This window comes from Verrucosispora sioxanthis, assembly GCF_010560025.1.
Taxonomy (GTDB): domain Bacteria; phylum Actinomycetota; class Actinomycetes; order Mycobacteriales; family Micromonosporaceae; genus Micromonospora; species Micromonospora palythoicola.
Genome location: NZ_SAIY01000010.1, coordinates 135,069 through 150,453, shown reverse-complemented (window position 1 = coordinate 150,453; position 15,385 = coordinate 135,069). Strand labels below are relative to the sequence as shown.

8 protein-coding genes, 1 tRNA gene and 1 pseudogene are annotated in these 15,385 nt (G+C 69.7%); 4 read left to right on the top strand and 6 right to left on the bottom strand.

The features are described 5' to 3' along the window. Nucleotides 1–18: 18 nt before the first annotated feature. Together ENC19_RS24850 and ENC19_RS24845 are read right to left on the bottom strand one after the other, a co-directional pair. A pseudogene (locus ENC19_RS24850) lies at nt 19–1,253 on the bottom strand (NAD(P)/FAD-dependent oxidoreductase). Between the two features lie 289 nt (nt 1,254–1,542). Continuing rightward, a tRNA-Asn gene (locus ENC19_RS24845) sits at nt 1,543–1,615 on the bottom strand. Between the two features lie 275 nt (nt 1,616–1,890). Here ENC19_RS24845 and ENC19_RS24840 point away from each other — a divergent pair. Continuing rightward, a complete protein-coding gene (locus tag ENC19_RS24840) occupies nt 1,891–2,274 on the top strand; it encodes a hypothetical protein (protein WP_164449478.1) in 384 nt (127 codons plus the stop codon). Nucleotides 2,275–2,431: 157 nt separating this feature from the next. Beyond that, nucleotides 2,432–3,610, top strand: coding sequence for an ROK family transcriptional regulator (locus ENC19_RS24835; RefSeq protein ID WP_164449477.1), 1,179 nt, complete (start codon nt 2,432–2,434; stop codon nt 3,608–3,610). A gap of 45 nt (nt 3,611–3,655) precedes the next feature. Here the strand turns inward: ENC19_RS24835 and ENC19_RS24830 are convergent, their stop codons facing one another. The 3 genes from ENC19_RS24830 to ENC19_RS24820 all read right to left on the bottom strand — a co-directional run bounded on the left by ENC19_RS24830 (nt 3,656) and on the right by ENC19_RS24820 (nt 9,551). Further along, complete coding sequence (locus tag ENC19_RS24830) at nt 3,656–4,663, bottom strand: sugar phosphate isomerase/epimerase family protein (RefSeq protein WP_164449476.1); 1,008 nt, start codon at nt 4,661–4,663, stop codon at nt 3,656–3,658. 251 nt (nt 4,664–4,914) lie between these two features. After that, a complete protein-coding gene (locus ENC19_RS24825; RefSeq protein ID WP_164449475.1) occupies nt 4,915–6,633 on the bottom strand; it encodes a ThuA domain-containing protein in 1,719 nt (572 codons plus the stop codon). 77 nt (nt 6,634–6,710) lie between these two features. After that, nucleotides 6,711–9,551 (bottom strand): PQQ-dependent sugar dehydrogenase, encoded by a 2,841-nt coding sequence (locus tag ENC19_RS24820; RefSeq protein ID WP_164449556.1) that lies wholly within the window; start codon nt 9,549–9,551, stop codon nt 6,711–6,713. A 442-nt stretch (nt 9,552–9,993) separates the two neighbouring features. Between ENC19_RS24820 and ENC19_RS24815 the strand changes: the two genes are divergently transcribed. After that, the gene (locus ENC19_RS24815; RefSeq protein ID WP_164449474.1) at nt 9,994–10,467 is read left to right on the top strand and encodes a hypothetical protein; all 474 of its coding nucleotides are present in this window, start codon (nt 9,994–9,996) and stop codon (nt 10,465–10,467) included. 132 nt (nt 10,468–10,599) lie between these two features. Beyond that, on the top strand, nt 10,600–14,643 hold the full coding sequence (locus ENC19_RS24810) for an SGNH/GDSL hydrolase family protein (protein ID WP_164449473.1): 4,044 nt from the start codon (nt 10,600–10,602) through the stop codon (nt 14,641–14,643). A 65-nt stretch (nt 14,644–14,708) separates the two neighbouring features. Here ENC19_RS24810 and ENC19_RS24805 read toward each other — a convergent pair whose 3' ends face one another. Then, nucleotides 14,709–15,179, bottom strand: coding sequence for a hypothetical protein (locus ENC19_RS24805; RefSeq protein WP_164449472.1), 471 nt, complete (start codon nt 15,177–15,179; stop codon nt 14,709–14,711). Between the last annotated feature and the right edge of the window lie 206 nt (nt 15,180–15,385).

Below are 15,385 nucleotides of genomic sequence, written 5' to 3'. Positions count from 1 at the left end.
CCCGGTGACCTTGAATTCTCAGTGCTGGCGCAGGTGCCGCAGGGCGGCTCCGGCGGTGCGCCAGCCGCTGGCGAGTGCCCCCTGGATGGACGGGCTGTCGCGGTGGTCACCGGCGACGAACAGTCCGTTTCCCAGCCCCACCGGCTTACGTAGCCGGCCCTGTGGCGGCGGCGCGGCGGGCAGCGCGGCGGGGATCGTGACCGTGGTCAGGTGTTCCCAGTCGGCGGTGGGCCGCCCGTACAGCCGGGTCAGTTCCAGCCGCACGGCCGGCTCGGACGGTACCGACGGCCCGACCACGGAGGTGGCGATCAGGTGCCGGCCGGTGGGCGCGTAGCCGGGCACGGCGTGGGTGACGACGACCGTGTTGGCGACCATCTCGCGGCGGTCGCCGTCGAGCAGCAGGATCGGCTCGTCCAGCGGTGGCTCGCTGGCCGCGTGGTAGAAGGTGGTGTAGGCGTGCATTCGTACCGGCGGCAGGTCCAGCAGCCGGGTGGCGGTGGGTGGGTCGACGGCGACGATGGCGGCCCGGCAGCGCAACTCGCCGGCGGTGGTCCGGACGCGACCGGGTGTCACCTCGGCGACGGGAGTGTGCAGCTCCAGCAGCCCGGTCGGCAGCGGCGCGGCGACGGCCGGGGCAGCGCCGCCATGCCGTCGGCGGGCAGGCCGACCCGGCCCCGGGCGAACGAGCGCAGCACCATCGCCAGGACGTGGCTGGAGGTGGCCAGTTCCCGGTCGAGCAGCACGCCGGAGAGGAACGGACGAAGCAGGTCCTCGATGATCCCGTGGGAGAGGCCCGCGCGGCGCAGCGCCACTTCGGCGGTGGTCTCGGGCCGGGCGAGCAGACGTTCGGGAGGCAGCGTGGCGTAGCTCGCGGCGAGTGCGGCGAAGCGCAGCCGGTCGGGCAGGGAGCCGACGGGGGCCAGGGCGGTGCCCGGACCACCGGCGGGCTCGCGCAACGGGTTGACCAGTCGCAGCAGCCGGTCGCCCTTGCGTACCCGCACCCCGGGAACGAAGAAGCCGAGGTCGAGACGGTCCACGTCGAGCAACGCGCCGAGCCGGGGGTACGCCGTGTTGAGGACCTGAAATCCACGATCGAGCAGGAAGCCGTCGACGGTGTCGGTGGCGACCCGGCCACCAAGCCGGTCGGCGGCCTCTACCAACCGCCAGGACACTCCGGCGCGGTGCAGGCGGCGGGCTGCGGCGAGGCCGGCGAGGCCGCCGCCCACGATCACGACGTCGGTGTCAGCGGGCATGGGGTACGTCGTGCCCTGGTTGTGCCGGTGCGGGCTGGCGGCGGGCGGGGCGCGCCGCCACGGCGGGGCGCGCAGCGGCCTCGGATGGTCGCGGCTCGGCCGAGCCGATCTTCCAGTTTCCGGACATCCCACCCACCGGCTGTCGTCGCAGGATCGACGCGCACCAGCGTAGACGCGTTGGCCGGGTGCCGCCCGCTGAAAGCCCGGCGTCGCGCCGCCGGCCGGATCTGGTGGGACACGAGTGACGCCCACCAGATCCGGCCGGTGGGCGTCGTGGTGAAGTAGGAAGCTCCCCCGTTTGGACTCGAACCAAAAACCTGCCGGTTAACAGCCGGCTGCTCTGCCAATTGAGCTACGGGGGACCGCAACAACGCCCGGAGCGGATCGCTCCGCACCGCGCGCCGGGCACAAGAGTACAGGACGGCGGGGGGTGTTGGTCCAGGGGGTTCATCGGCCACCACCGAGCGACCCGGGGGCGGTTTACCAGACAAATCGTCATCCTGGCACAAGGAGGTATGAGCGGAGAGGAGGATGGGTAGTTAGCTGCCGACGACAGGACGCAGGCGCGAATCGGTCAGTCCCGCCACCCGGCTTCCGGGAGCGGGACGACGGCGCGTCAGGTACGAAAGGAGCCGCCATGCGCGGAAAGATCATGTTCCTTGGCGGGCTGGCTGCAGGGTTCGTCCTGGGCGCCCGTGCCGGCCGGGAGAAGTACGAGGAGTTGGTGGTCCGGGGCCGCAAGGTGCTCGACCACCCGACCGTCCAGGAGGCGGCCGGGGTCGCGCAGGCCCAGGCGAACCGCCTCTACCACGAGGGCAGGGACAAGCTCGGCAACTCCAAGCTGGGCGAGAAGCTGAACTCCAACGGCAAGGAAGGGCTCACCCCGGCCGACGACACGTTCGCCGGTACGCCGGCCACGGCCGGCAGCAAGTCGGGTTCCGGCACGTCGAGCTCCGCTTCGACGTCCACCACCCCCCGCACCAAGCCGACCGGTACCGGAGCCAACGGCAGCACGCTCTGAGCACCTCGGACGGGCCCGGCCACCGACCTCGGTGACCGGGCCCGTCCGTACGCCCGGACGGCAGCGGACCGACGCGGCCAGACGTTGACGCTGTCGGCTTCGGCTGGCCACTGGTTCGAAACACCGCCGTGGAACACTTCGCCCGGAGGTGGTCGAGATGGCCCTGGTCCGGCCGGAGAATCCGCAGCAGGCACGGTTGGTCCGGTTGCTGCGGGACGAGGGCCCCCGGTCCCGGGTGGAGCTGGGTGACCTGCTGCGCCTGTCCCGGACAGCCCTCACCACCGAACTGGGCGGGCTCGTCGCCCGCGGGCTTGTCGAAACCGCCGGGCCGGCGGCGTCCCGGGGCGGGCGCCGGTCGTCGTTGCTGCGCCTCTCCGGCGGCGTGCGTTTCGCCAGCGTGGTCGTCGCCACCGACCAGGTCACCGTCGCCGTCACCGACGGGGAGCTGAACGTGCTCACCGAGGCCAGCGAGGTCGCGGACGTACGCGACGGGCCGGAGCCGGTGATCGGCCGGGCCATCGAGCTGGTCGACAAGCTCCGCGCCGAACTGGGCGTCACCGAACTCACCGGGGTCGGTGTCGCCCTTCCCGGGCCGGTCGACGGCGGCACCTCCACCGCACCGGCCGTCCTGCCTCGGTGGCAGCGCTTTCCGGTCCGGGACGCCTTCGCCGCCGAACTGGGCTGCCCGGTGCTCGTCGACAACGACGCGAACGTGCTCGCCCTCGGCGAGCGGCACGCCGGCATCGGCCGTACCGTCGAGGACTTCCTCTACGTGAAGCTCGGTACGGCGCTCGGCTGCGGGCTGGTGCTCGGCGGATCGCTCTACCGGGGCGCGACCAGTAGCGCGGGCGACATCGCGCACCTACCGCTCGGCGAGGAAGGGCCGCCCTGCGCCTGCGGGGAGGCCGGTTGTCTCGAGGCGTACTGCGGGGATGTCGGGTTGGTCCGGGCGGCACTGGCGGTCGCCCGGTCGGACCGCTCCCCGGTGCTGGCCGCGCGCGTCACCGAGGCGGGCTCGCTCACCGTCGCGGACGTGGTCGCGGCCGCCACCGCCGGTGATCCGGCCACCCAGCTCCTCGTCCGCGACGCCGCCCGCCGGCTCGGTCGGGTGCTGGTGGGTCTGGTCAGCTTCTTCAACCCCGGCATGGTCGTGATCGGCGGCGCACCCGACGGGCTCGGCCACCTGCTGCTCTCCGAGATCCGTGGCGTGGTCTACCGACGGTCGGCGCCGCTGGCCACCGGCACCATGCCGATCGTGCTGTCCGACCTGGCGGGCCGGGCCGCCGTGGTGGGCGCGGCGTACCTGGCCAGCGAACATGTCTTCAGCGCCGGTTGACCACAGGGGGCCGGCTGCGGGCCGGCCCCCGGCGACCGAAGGCGTTCAGTCCTTGCTGCTGAAGGCCGCGTCGAAGGCGGCCGACGGTGCGTCGAAGGCGAGCCGGCGGACGAACTGGAGCGCCTCGGGTGCGCCCACCAGCCGGTCCATCCCGGCGTCCTCCCACTCGATGGAGATCGGGCCGGAGTAACCGATGGCGTTCAGCGCCCGGAAGCAGTCCTCCCACGGCACGTCGCCGTGGCCGGTGGAGACGAAGTCCCAGCCACGGCGCAGGTCCGCCCAGGGCAGGTGCGAGGCCAACCGGCCGCGCCGGCCGTCACCGGTACGCACCTTGGCGTCCTTGCAGTCGACGTGGTAGATCCGGTCGGCGAAGTCGAAGATGAAGTTGACCGGGTCGAGTTCCTGCCAGACGAAGTGCGACGGGTCCCAGTTCAGCCCGAAGGCGGGCCGGTTGCCGATCGCCTCCAGGGTCCGCTTCGTCGTCCAGTAGTCGTACGCGATCTCACTGGGGTGCACCTCGTGGGCGAAACGCACCCCGACCTCGTCGAAGACGTCGAGGATCGGGTTCCACCGGTCGGCGAAGTCCTGGTAGCCGCGCTCGATCATGGCCGGCGGCACCGGCGGGAACATCGCCAGGGTGTGCCAGATCGACGAGCCGGTGAAGCCGACGACGGTGTCCACGCCGAGCTTCGCCGCCGCGCGGGCGGTGTCCTTGATCTCCTCGGCGGCCCGCTGGCGTACCCCTTCGGGCTCGCCGTCGCCCCAGATCCGGGCGGGCAGGATGCCCTGGTGCCGCTCGTCGATCGGGTGGTCGCAGACCGCTTGGCCGACCAGGTGGTTGGAGATGGTGAAGACCTGGAGGTTGTGCTTGGCGAGCGTCTCCCGCTTGCGTTCGACGTACGAGTCGTCGGCCATGGCCTTGTCGACCTCGAAGTGGTCGCCCCAGCAGGCAATCTCCAGGCCGTCGTAGCCCCACTCGGCGGCGAGCCGGCACACCTCGTCGAACGGAAGGTCGGCCCACTGGCCGGTGAACAGCGTGATCGGTCGCGCCATGTGTCCTTTTCCCCTGTCGTGTTGGGGATTCCGTTACCTGCGGGACCGGGGCGAGGGATGACCGGATGGGTGACGGCCTCGACGGTGCACCGGTGGACGCGTTCGCGTCTGGGGCCGACGGGTTGCGCCTCCCGTCGACTCACCGGCCACCTCGCGGTCGCCGTCTCCCACTCTAGGCGGGTCGCGGGCGGTTCGAAAGAGCCCCGGTGCGACGGGGTGACCGTCGCACCGGGGCGGCACAACCTGTTCGGTTACGGCAGGACCCAGCGCTGGTTGGCGCCGGTGTGGCAGGTCCACAGGTGCACGGCCTGCCCGTCGGCGGAGCTGTTGTTCGACACGTCCAGACACTTGCCCGAGTTCGGGTTACGCAACGTGCCGTTGGACTGGGCCGACCAGTTCTGGGCACCGCTGCCGTTGCACGTCCAGAGCTGGATCTTCGTACCGTCGGCCGAGCCGGCACCGTCGACGTCCAGGCACTTGCCCAACGCCCGGATCGTCGAGTTCGGCGTCACCGTCCACGTCTGCGCCGCCGAACCGTTGCAGGTGTAGATCTGGATCTGCGTACCGTCGGCCGTGCCCGCGTTACGCACGTCCAGACACTTGCCGGCCAACCCGGTGATCCGGCCGGTCCGGTCACCGCCCGGCGGCGGGTTCGAGCCGCCGAGTTCCTTGATCCGGATGTTGCGGAACGAGACGTCGTCGCCGGTGCCGTGGTTCTGGATGCCGATGTGCCCGGCGAGCGACCGGACCGGGTCGGTGTTGGTGAAGTCGTTGATCTTCGTGCCGTTCAGGAAGACCTGGAGACGCTCCCCCTCCACCAGCAGCTCGTAGGTGTTCCACTCCCCCGCCGGATTCAGCGCGGCGTCGCGGGCGGCGAGGTCGGCGGACTTGAAGCCGTAGACCGCGCCGGTGGTCCGGTCGGCGGCGTCGGTGGGGTCGATCTGCACCTCGTAGCCGTTGTTGATGGCGGAGTTCGGGTCGCTCGACGGTGGGAAGCCGATGAAGACCCCGGAGTTGTCGTCTCCGGCCACCCGCCAGTCCAGCTTCAGCGAGTAGTTGGTGAACTGCTTGGCGCTGTGCCAGAACAGCCCCATCCCGCCGACCGAGGTCAGGGTGGCGTCGGAGTTGCTGAAGCTGCCCGGCCCGGCCTGGGACCAGCCGCTGGTCGAGCCGTTGTAGAGGGTGGTGTAGCCGGTCTCCGGCCGGCAGTCGGCCTTGGTGCGGCCGGCCGCGTACCGGATGCCGCCGAGCAGGTGCGCCCGGAAGGCCGGTTCGGCGTACGACGCCTGGGTGTGGCCGCCGCCGGTGTAGAAGGACCGACCGCCGTTGTACGTCTTGCACCAGGCGATCGGGTGGTCGGCGCCCATCACCCCGCCCGAGTACGTCGACTCGTTGAGGTTCGCCAGCACCCGCGCCCCGGAGCGGGGGTTGCTCTGGAAGTCGTACCACTCGTCGGTACGGACCCAGTTCTGCGGCAGGTGGGCGGTGGCCGCGTGGGCGCGGTTCTCCACCCGGACGGTGGCCTGCTGGATGGCCGGGTGGGAGCGGAAGTACGCGCCGACCAGGTTGCCGTAGAAGGACCAGCCGTACTCGGTGTCGGCGGCGGAGTGCACGCCGACGTAGCCGCCACCGGAGCCGATGTACGACTCGAACGCGCTCTGCTGGCTGCCGTTGAGCACGTCGCCGGTGGTGTTGAGGAAGATGACCGCCTCGTACTGGGCGAGGTTGCCGGTGGTGAAGACGCCGGCGTCCTCGGTCGCGGTGACGGTGAAGCTGTTCGCCGCGCCCAGGTCGCGGATGGTCTGGGTGCCCACCGCGATGGAGTCGTGCCGGAAGCCGGCCGTCTTGGAGAAGACCAGCACGTCGTACGGGGCGTCGGCGGCGCTGGCCGGGGTGGCGGGGGTGGTGCAGGCGAGTACGGCGAGGGCTGCGGTGGCCAGGCCGACGGTGGTTCGGAGGAGTCTGCGCATGTCGCTCTCCCAACGGTGGTGGTGTCAGGAGGGGCCCTTCACAACACTAGGTGTTCACGAGGGGCCCCTCCTCGGAATCAGGGCAGGGTCCAGCGCTGGTTGGCGTTGGTGTGGCAGGTCCACAAATGCACGGCCTGCCCGTCGGCGGAACTGTTGTTCGACACGTCCAGACACTTGCCCGAGCTCGGGTTACGCAACGTGCCGTTGGACTGGGCCGACCAGTTCTGGGCACCGCTGCCGTTGCACGTCCAGAGCTGGATCTTCGTACCGTCGGCCGAGCCGGCACCGTCGACGTCCAGGCACTTACCGAACGCCCGGATCGTCGAGTTCGGCGTCACCGTCCACGTCTGCGCCGCCGTACCGTTGCAGGTGTAGATCTGGATCTGCGTACCGTCGGCCGTGGCCGCGTTGCGCACGTCCAGACACTTACCGCCCAGGCCGACGATCGGACCGGTTCCGCCCGTGCCACCGCTGCCGGTGGTGAAGGTGAACGAGTCCAGGTCGTAGAGCGAGCCGGTCCCGGTGCCGGCGAAGGTCAGGTAGAGCGTGGTGGTGCCGGACGGCGGGTTGCTGATGCTGCCGGTGACCGAGGTGAAGGTGTCCCAGGCGCCGGTGACCGGGACGGTGGCCGAGCCGAGCACGGTGCCGGTGGCCGAGCCGGCGCGCACCTGGAGGGTGCCGCCGGAGCCGGCCGAGGAGACCCGGGCGCTGAACGACGTCACGTTGTTGATCCGGTACGGCTCGAACGCGATCCAGTCGCCGTTGTTGATGTTGCCGACGGTCTTGCCGCCCTCGGCGGCCGCCTTGTCGAAGGTGGCGATGCCGGCGGAGGTCTTGTAGTGCTCGGCCTGCCGGCTGCGCGGCTGGAGGGTGTGCTGGGTGTGCGTGGTGAGCCCGCCGGCATCGGTGTACTCGGCGTCGAAGATGGCGAAGATGTTCGCCGCGTAGTCGTGCTCCCCGTCCACCGGGATCGTGATCGAACCTGAGCAGCCGTTGCGCGAGGTGATCTGGTGGCCGTGGCTGTCGTGGCCCAGCACGTAGGTCATCTTGACCTTGGTGCAGTCGATGGTGCCGTCCTCCGGGTCGGTCACCGTGATGCTGAACGGCACGGTGTCGCCGAAGGAGAACAGCGATCCGTTGACCGGGCCGTTGATGGTGACCGTCGGCGCGGTGTTACCGACCCGGATCTGCACGCTCGCGGTGCCGGTGGCGCCCTGCGGGTCGCGTACGGTGAGCGTGGCGGTGTAGCTGCCGTTGGTGGTGTAGGTCTTGCTCGGGTTGGCCGACGTCGAGGTGGTGCCGTCGCCGAACGCCCACGAGTAGGTCAACGCCCCACCCTCCGGGTCCGACGACCCGGCCGAGGAGAAGTTCACGGTCAACGGGGCGACCCCGGAGGTCCGGTTCGCCGAGGCGACCGCCGTGGGCGCCCGGTTGCCGCCGGCGACGTAGTCGTAACGGTAGAGCGCCGAGTTGGCGTCGCCGTTGAAGTAGCCGGTGCCGTAGTCGAGCACGTAGAGCGCGCCGTCCGGGCCGAAGGCCATGTCCATGACCTGCTTGCCGTTCCACGGGAACGAGGCGTCGATGGCGCCCACCGAGCCGTCGCTGTTGACGTGGATCGGCTTGATCCAGCCTCGGCCGAACTCACCGGCGAAGAAGAGCCCGTCGAAGCTTTGCGGCCACTTGGTGGTCGACGTCGACGCCGCGTTGTAGCGGTAGACCGGGCCACCGCTCGGCGACTCGGAGCCACCACCGAACTCCGGTGGGCTGCCGGCGTCACCGGCGTAGCGGATCCAGGACGGCTTGGCGGCCGGCAGGGTGGTCAGACCGGTGTTGCGGAACGAGTTGTTCGTCGCGCCGCCGGTGCAGTTGTACTTCGGACCGGCGGTGCCGTTGGCGAAGTTCCACTCGGCGTACGTCTCGTTCGTGGTGTTGGTGCCGGTGCAGTACGGCCAGCCGTAGAAGCCCGGGCCGGTGACCCGGTTGAACTCGACCTGCCCGCTGGGCCCGCGCGCGGAGGTGGAGCCCGAGTCCGGCCCGTAGTCGCCGACGTAGACGACGCCGGTGGCCTTGTCGACGCTCATCCGGAACGGATTGCGGAAGCCCATCGCGTAGATCTCGGGGCGGGTCCGGGCGGTGCCGGGAGCGAACATGTTGCCGGCCGGGATCGAGTACGACCCGTTGGCGTTGACCTTGATCCGCAGGATCTTGCCGCGCAGGTCGTTGGTGTTGGCGGCGCTGCGCTGCGCGTCGTACGCCGGGTTGCGGTTGGTGCGCTCGTCCAGCGGCGAGTAGCCGCCCGAGTCGAACGGGTTGGTGTCGTCGCCGGTGGACAGGTACAGGTTGCCCGCCGCGTCGAAGTCGATGTCGCCGCCGACGTGGCAGCAGATGCCCCGGTCGGCGGGCACGTCGAGGACGTCGACCTTGCTGGACTGGTTGAGCGTGAAGTCGGCGTTGAGGGTGAACCGGGACAGCCGGTTGACCCCCTGCCAGGCGGAGAAGTCGCTGGCGGTGGCCGGCGCGTCGCCGCTCGGGGTGGACAGCGGCGGGGCGTAGTAGAGGTAGATGCGCCGGTTGCTGGCGAAGTTCGGGTCGACGCCGACGCCCTGCAGGCCCTCCTCGTCATGGGTGTAGACCGGCACGGTGCCGATCACCGTCGTGGTGCCGGCCGCGTCGGTGCGACGCAGGGTGCCGTTGCGGGCGGTGTGCAGGACCGAGCGGTCCGGCAGTACCGCGAGGGTCATCGGTTCGCCGACCTCGGCCACTCCCTTGGCGAGGGTGACCTGTTGAAAATCGCTGGCGACGATGGGGTGGGCGCGGGCCGGGGTCGGGTCGGCGACGGCGATCGCGCCGGCGGTGACGACCAGGAGCAGCGCCGAGGCGCTGGTGGACCACCGTGCGGGGTGGTGGGTGGTGCGCATGGTGGACATCGCAGTGCTGTCCCTTCCTGACGAGTGCTTCTGCCAGGGCGGGGCGCGCGCCGTCGCGCCGGATGCCGTAGCGGGGGTGCCGAGGGGGGTCCCGCGCCGCCGGTTCACCTCGACGAAACATTTCGGTGCTGGCGAACACGCTAGGCGACATGACGCGCACATGTCTACAACTTTCGATGAAGTGCGACCGACTTTTGTTTGATCCACTCAAAGTACGACGGTTTTGCTGTCTACATGCGATGGTGTCGATCGATTGACACACTCCTCTACGTCGGTAGGATCTTCGGCAGTTGGGTACCACGTACACGACTACTACGGGGGTAGTGGCAGTGAGGCTGCACAACAGAGAAGACGTGCCAACGCGTGCTGGTGTCGATGCGCTGACGCCACCGTGACCCGCCCAGGCCGGCGGCCTGTCACCCACCGGCTCGTCGTGGCTGTGCCGCTGAGCGCAGTTCTCCTCATCACAAGTGGTTGCGTCGACTCTGCCCACGAGGACGCCCGGGGCAGCATCACGGCACACATCGAGCAGGTCGCGGCCGATGCCACCGAATGGGCCCGCCAGGACCAGACGTCGGGGAGTCCGTCGGGCACCCGGGAGATCCTGGACCGCATCGTCGCCACCGTGCACGCCAACGCCCGTGAGTTGAGTTCGGACGTGACTGAGCCGGACGTTGATGGCATCGGCTCGCTCGGCGAGGTGCGCCTGGTCCTGGAGGGCACCGGCTCGGGCTGGCTCTGGTCCCAGGTAGAGGCCCTTTACATCTTCTGCGCCCGATTCGAGGTGACCCGGTCGCCGGGTCAGCCGCGAATCGTCTCGGCGGAGCTCTTCGACTGCCCACCGGACGCCGTGCCGTCCGGCTGGCGACCCACCGCGCCGGCCGCCCCCTCAGCCACGTCGTCCTGACCTCCTACACCAGCTGCTCGTGCCTGTCGCACGAGCGGCCGTCCCACCCTGCCCGGATCAGGTCAGGTTCGCCCTGCCATCGACCCCCGCGCCGGTCCCGGCGCGGTCCACCCACAGCAGGAAGAGGAGCGAATGCGCACACGAAGGCCCCACCGGGCCGACCAGACCCTCGATGGAACTGCACGCCGAAGAGTCGCCGCGGTAATCGCCGCGCTGCTCACCACCACCACCTTCGGTGCGGTGGCCGGCCCTGCCCAGGCCGCACCGACACCGGCACCCGCACCGGTACCCGCACCGGAGGCGGTTGTCGACGCCGCGCCACAGCCCGCAGCCGAGATCGCCGAGGTGCCTGCGGGCGACCGCGACACGGTGCTGCCGAAGGGCTGGCGTTCCTCGGCCGATCTGGCGTGGACGACCTCCGGTGACAGCCGGGGCTTCCACCTGCTGGTGGCCGAGGAGCGGACCGGATACACCTGGCGGACCGTCGCGTCGCTGAGCGAGCCGACGATCAGCAGCGAACAGTGGATCGGGCGCGCCTGCCTGACCGCGTCCGGCCGCCGGGCGGTCGTGGTCTACCAACCCCGGCACTTCACCAACCGCAGCCACCTGTTCGACCGGGGTGCGTTCGCCGCGGTGGTGGAGATCGGCACCGGGAAGGTGACGAAGCTGGGCCTGAACGTCAGCATCGCGTACTACAACCCGGGCTGCGGAAATGGTGAGACCGCCGTGCTGACCCAGGGCGGCGCGAGCGACCTCGGCCGGACCCGCGTACACCTCGTCGACACCGTACGGGGCACGGTCGTCCGGCGGCAGCAGCTCAGTGGCCAGGTGACCTCGGCGGTCCCGTACGGTGCCAACCTGGCCGCGGCGGAGGGTGGCCGGATCTTCCGACTGGACCGGGACGGTTCCCGCCACACGCTCGCCACCACCCGGGGCGTCGCTGCCTACCTGCGTCCGGACTCCGCCGGAGGAATCACCTGGTTGGAGGCGGCAGACGACGAGACCACCCTGGCGCGCCGGGTGCAGGACGGCCAGGTGCGGGAGTTGGCGCGGGGGCCGTTGACCGGGATCGGCCTCGATCGCGGCACTGATGGCCAGGTCTTTCTGACCGGTGAGCCCACGTCGACCGGGTCGCTGCCCCCGGCGGTCCGCCGGGTGGCCGTGCCGACGTCGACCGAGCTGTCCACGCACGGCCACCTGGCGCTGCGCCGAGCCCCTGTCACCAACGGCACCGCCGCCGCGGTGCCGCCGACCGGCGAAGCGTCGGGTCTCCCGGTCGCACTGCGCGCAGAGGTGTTGGGCACCGGCAAGCAGGTTGACTTCCGGGTGGCCCTTGGTGCTCGGGCGAGCCGGAAGGCGGACGGTGGTCGACGTATCGACCCACAGGTGGCTCGGGCCCACCGGGCCGATGGGGGGCTCCGAGCGCAGGCCAACGGTTCGCCGACCGATCCCGTCGAGCCCGACCGCTACTGCTCCGTGCCGCGCAACGACGTGCGGACGCAGGTCGAACAGCCGCACTGGCGGCAGGTGGAGTGGGCGGCGAACCTGGCGGTACAGGGTGCGCTCACCGTCCAACGTCCGGCGAACTGGCGGCAGTCGGGCCTGCCGGCCTGGTCACCGCAGGGAATGCTGCCGCCGATTCCGCTCGCGGGAGGCGGCCGGGTACCCGCCCAGGTGATGCTCGGCATCCTGGCGCAGGAGTCGAACCTGTGGCAGGCGAGTTGGCACGCCCTCGAAGGGGTGCCCGGCAACCCGTTGGTCGGCAACTACTACGGCATCGCCGACGAGCAGGGCTGGGACATCGACTGGACCGACGCGGACTGCGGCTACGGTGTCGGCCAGGTCACCGACGGAATGCGCATGGCCGGCCGGGGCAAGCCGGGTGAGGTGATCCGCCCGGCGAACGAGCAGCGGGCCATCGCCGTCGACTACGCCACCAACATCGCCGCCAGCCTGCGCATCCTCCAGGACAAGTGGAACCAGACCTACAACCTCGGCATCCGCATGAACGATGCCGATCCGGCCAACCCGGAGAACTGGTGGGCGGCGATCTGGGCCTACAACACCGGGCTGAACCCGCAGGCCATCACCGGGGGAACGGGCTGCTCGCCGGGCCCCAACTGCACCGACGACCGGGGCAACTGGGGCCTCGGCTGGTCGCAGAACATCGCCAATCCGGAGTATCCGTACACCCGGACGCCGTTCCTCGACGGGGACAACGGCAACGGTTCTCCGGGTGACGCAGCCCACCCCGGCGACTGGTCATACCCGGAGAAGGTGATGGGCTGGGCCGCGTACCCGATCGTCAAGTACGACTTCCGGACGCCGAACGAGTACCACGCCGGCTACCTCCAGGCGTGGTGGGTCGACCCGCTGCACCGCACGCAGTCGATCAAACCGCCGCTGGGCACCTTCTGCACCAGCGCCAACAACTGTTCGGTGACCTCGACGTCGACCTCGTGCGGCTACAGCGACTACCACTGCTGGTGGCACTGGCCGGTCGACTGGAAGTCCGGCTGCCAGGTCGCGTGCGGCTACGAGAACATCCGGTTCAGCCCCGGCTCGGCCGAGCCGGCCCGAGGGACACACTATCCACCGAGGTGCGCGGTCAGCGGCCTGCCCGCCGGGGCGTTGATCGTCGACGACCAGCCCAGCTCCGTCGGGATCGTCCGGTCCGACGCATGCCCCACGCCGGTGACGAACAACGGCACCTTCAGCCTCCAGTTCAGCGGCAACGCCTCCGGCCTGTACCCGTCCAAGGCCGACTTCCACCAGATCGGCAGCGGCCTCAACGGGCACTTCTGGTTCGCCCACGAACAGAACGCCGCGTCCGAGCAGACCGACCGCCTCAAGGTCACCGGGACGTGGCGTCTCGGCCGCAGCCTCAACCAGTGGGCGCGGGTGTACGTGCACATGCCGAGTCACGGCGCGCACAGTCAACAGGCGCACTACACGGTCGATCGCGGCGCGAACATCACCAGCAAGCGCCACAAGACCCGCGTGGTGGGCCAGCGTCAGGGCACCAACCGGTGGGTGCCGCTGGGCACCTTCCAGTTCAACGGAGTCCCGCAGGTGTCACTGAGCAACATCACCCGGGGCGTCGATGTCGGTGTCGAGAACGTGGCGTGGGACGCCGTCGCGATCGTGCCGCTGAGCCAGAAGCCGCGCAACTTCGTGGTCGCGCTCGGGGAGTCGTACTCCTCCGGCGAGGGAGCAGCCACCGACGCGTCGACCGACTACTACCACGACTCCAACCACAACGGGGGCGGTGTCCTGGAGCACCGCAACGGCTGTCATCGCTCACAGCATGCCTGGTCGCGTCAGGCGTGGTTGCGGGACGACCCGCAACAACGCTCGATCGGGGCCAGATCGGACGCCTTCGACCCCACGATGGATTATCACCTCATCGCGTGCTCGGGTGCCCGGACGCACAACCTGCTGCCCAGCGGGTCGAATCCGATCAGCGGCGTACAGGTCTCCGACCCCCTGACCGGCGCGCCCTTCCAGACCGCCTGGGGCACCACGGCCCGCCAGCAGGCCCGCGAAGTCTCCCAACTGGACAAGGGGTTCGTGGACGAGAACACCACGCTGGTCACCCTCTCGGTCGGTGGCAACGACGTGGAGTGGTCGGCGGCGATAGAGAACTGCATTCTGCTACCCATCCCGTGCCAGGAGTCGGACATCGACGGTCACCGGGCCGCCGACTACCTGCCCCGGCTCATGGACCGGGAGGGCCGCCAGTCAATCGCCACGGTGCTCCGCGCGATCCGCGTGATGGCCCCGAACGCCCAGATCATGCTCATGGGTTACCCACAACTGTTCTCCAACGATGCGAACTGCGTCGAGTGGCTCGGTTACGGGATCAGCGACTCGGAGGCCGCCTGGACCAACCAGTTGGCTGTCGAGTTGCGCGACGTCCTCAGCGAAGTGGCGATCGCGGCGAACAGCAGCCTCGGCCGGGTTCGCTTCGTCGATCCGATCATCAATGGCGACTTCGCCGGACAGGGGGTCTGCGGCGAACCCGAAACCATTCACGGAATCGTTGCCGCGAAAACGGCGGGTGAGGACCATTCGAAGGTCCAGAACCCGTCTCAACAATCGTTCCACCCGAAGATCAGCGGGGCGGCGAACTACGCGCGATCGTTGAATCGCGAGTTCCGCAACATCGGCCTGTAATGGGATTGGGTGGGTCCGCTTTGGCGGACCCACCCAATCGCGCTACCCAACCGCTGGTCGATGCCCTAGTTCACGAAGGGGCCACAGTTCCAGGTGGACGGCTCGCTGGTGCCAACGCCCCAACAGGCCCGGAAACGCTGGTTGCTGTACTGCACCCAGGGCACGGTCGCCGTGTTGTGGTTGCCGAAATCACCGAACAGCACCTTCTTGGTCTTCGTGTGCGTCGGTAGCCAGCCGTAGCTGCCGTTCACCTGCCGCTCGACCTTCACCCAGACCGGAACGCAGCAGTTGTTGTTGTCGTCCCACACCAGCCGACCCCACCGGGTCGTGCACGCCGAGCCGTACACGTGGACACTGATGTTGCCGTCGTACCGGCTGCTGTTCGGGATCCGTCCCTCGTAGCAGGCGGCCACGGCGGAGTCGCCGGCAGCACCGTCGGAAACACCCGGCGGAGGTGCGGCGTGCACCGCCTGCGGCGCGATTGCAGCCCCGACACCGAGCGCCAGCACCGCCGCGGTCAGCAACCTGACCACCACTGACTTTCGTTTTACCACGAACACCATCTCCCCGCTTCGATTACCGGTTCCGGCGAACCGGACTTGATTTGATCCTAACGATTCATATCGTTGCCATCAATGCCTCGGCCACAATTCTGCGGACGAAATAAAAGTGCAGCATCGGCGTACATTATTGTAAAATGCCGCGCCGCCCGGCCGAACCAGACAAACGTCCGACGCGCGAA

Bases quoted from the DNA above. Each gene is read 5' to 3' on its own strand.
- ENC19_RS24835 (WP_164449477.1), top strand. From the start codon at position 2,432: ATGGCCCTGGTCCGGCCGGAGAATCCGCAGCAGGCACGGTTGGTCCGG.
- ENC19_RS24820 (WP_164449556.1), bottom strand. From the start codon at position 9,551: ATGCGCACCACCCACCACCCCGCACGGTGGTCCACCAGCGCCTCGGCG.
- ENC19_RS24830 (WP_164449476.1), bottom strand. From the start codon at position 4,663: ATGGCGCGACCGATCACGCTGTTCACCGGCCAGTGGGCCGACCTTCCG.
- ENC19_RS24825 (WP_164449475.1), bottom strand. From the start codon at position 6,633: ATGCGCAGACTCCTCCGAACCACCGTCGGCCTGGCCACCGCAGCCCTC.
- ENC19_RS24810 (WP_164449473.1), top strand. From the start codon at position 10,600: ATGCGCACACGAAGGCCCCACCGGGCCGACCAGACCCTCGATGGAACT.
- ENC19_RS24840 (WP_164449478.1), top strand. From the start codon at position 1,891: ATGCGCGGAAAGATCATGTTCCTTGGCGGGCTGGCTGCAGGGTTCGTC.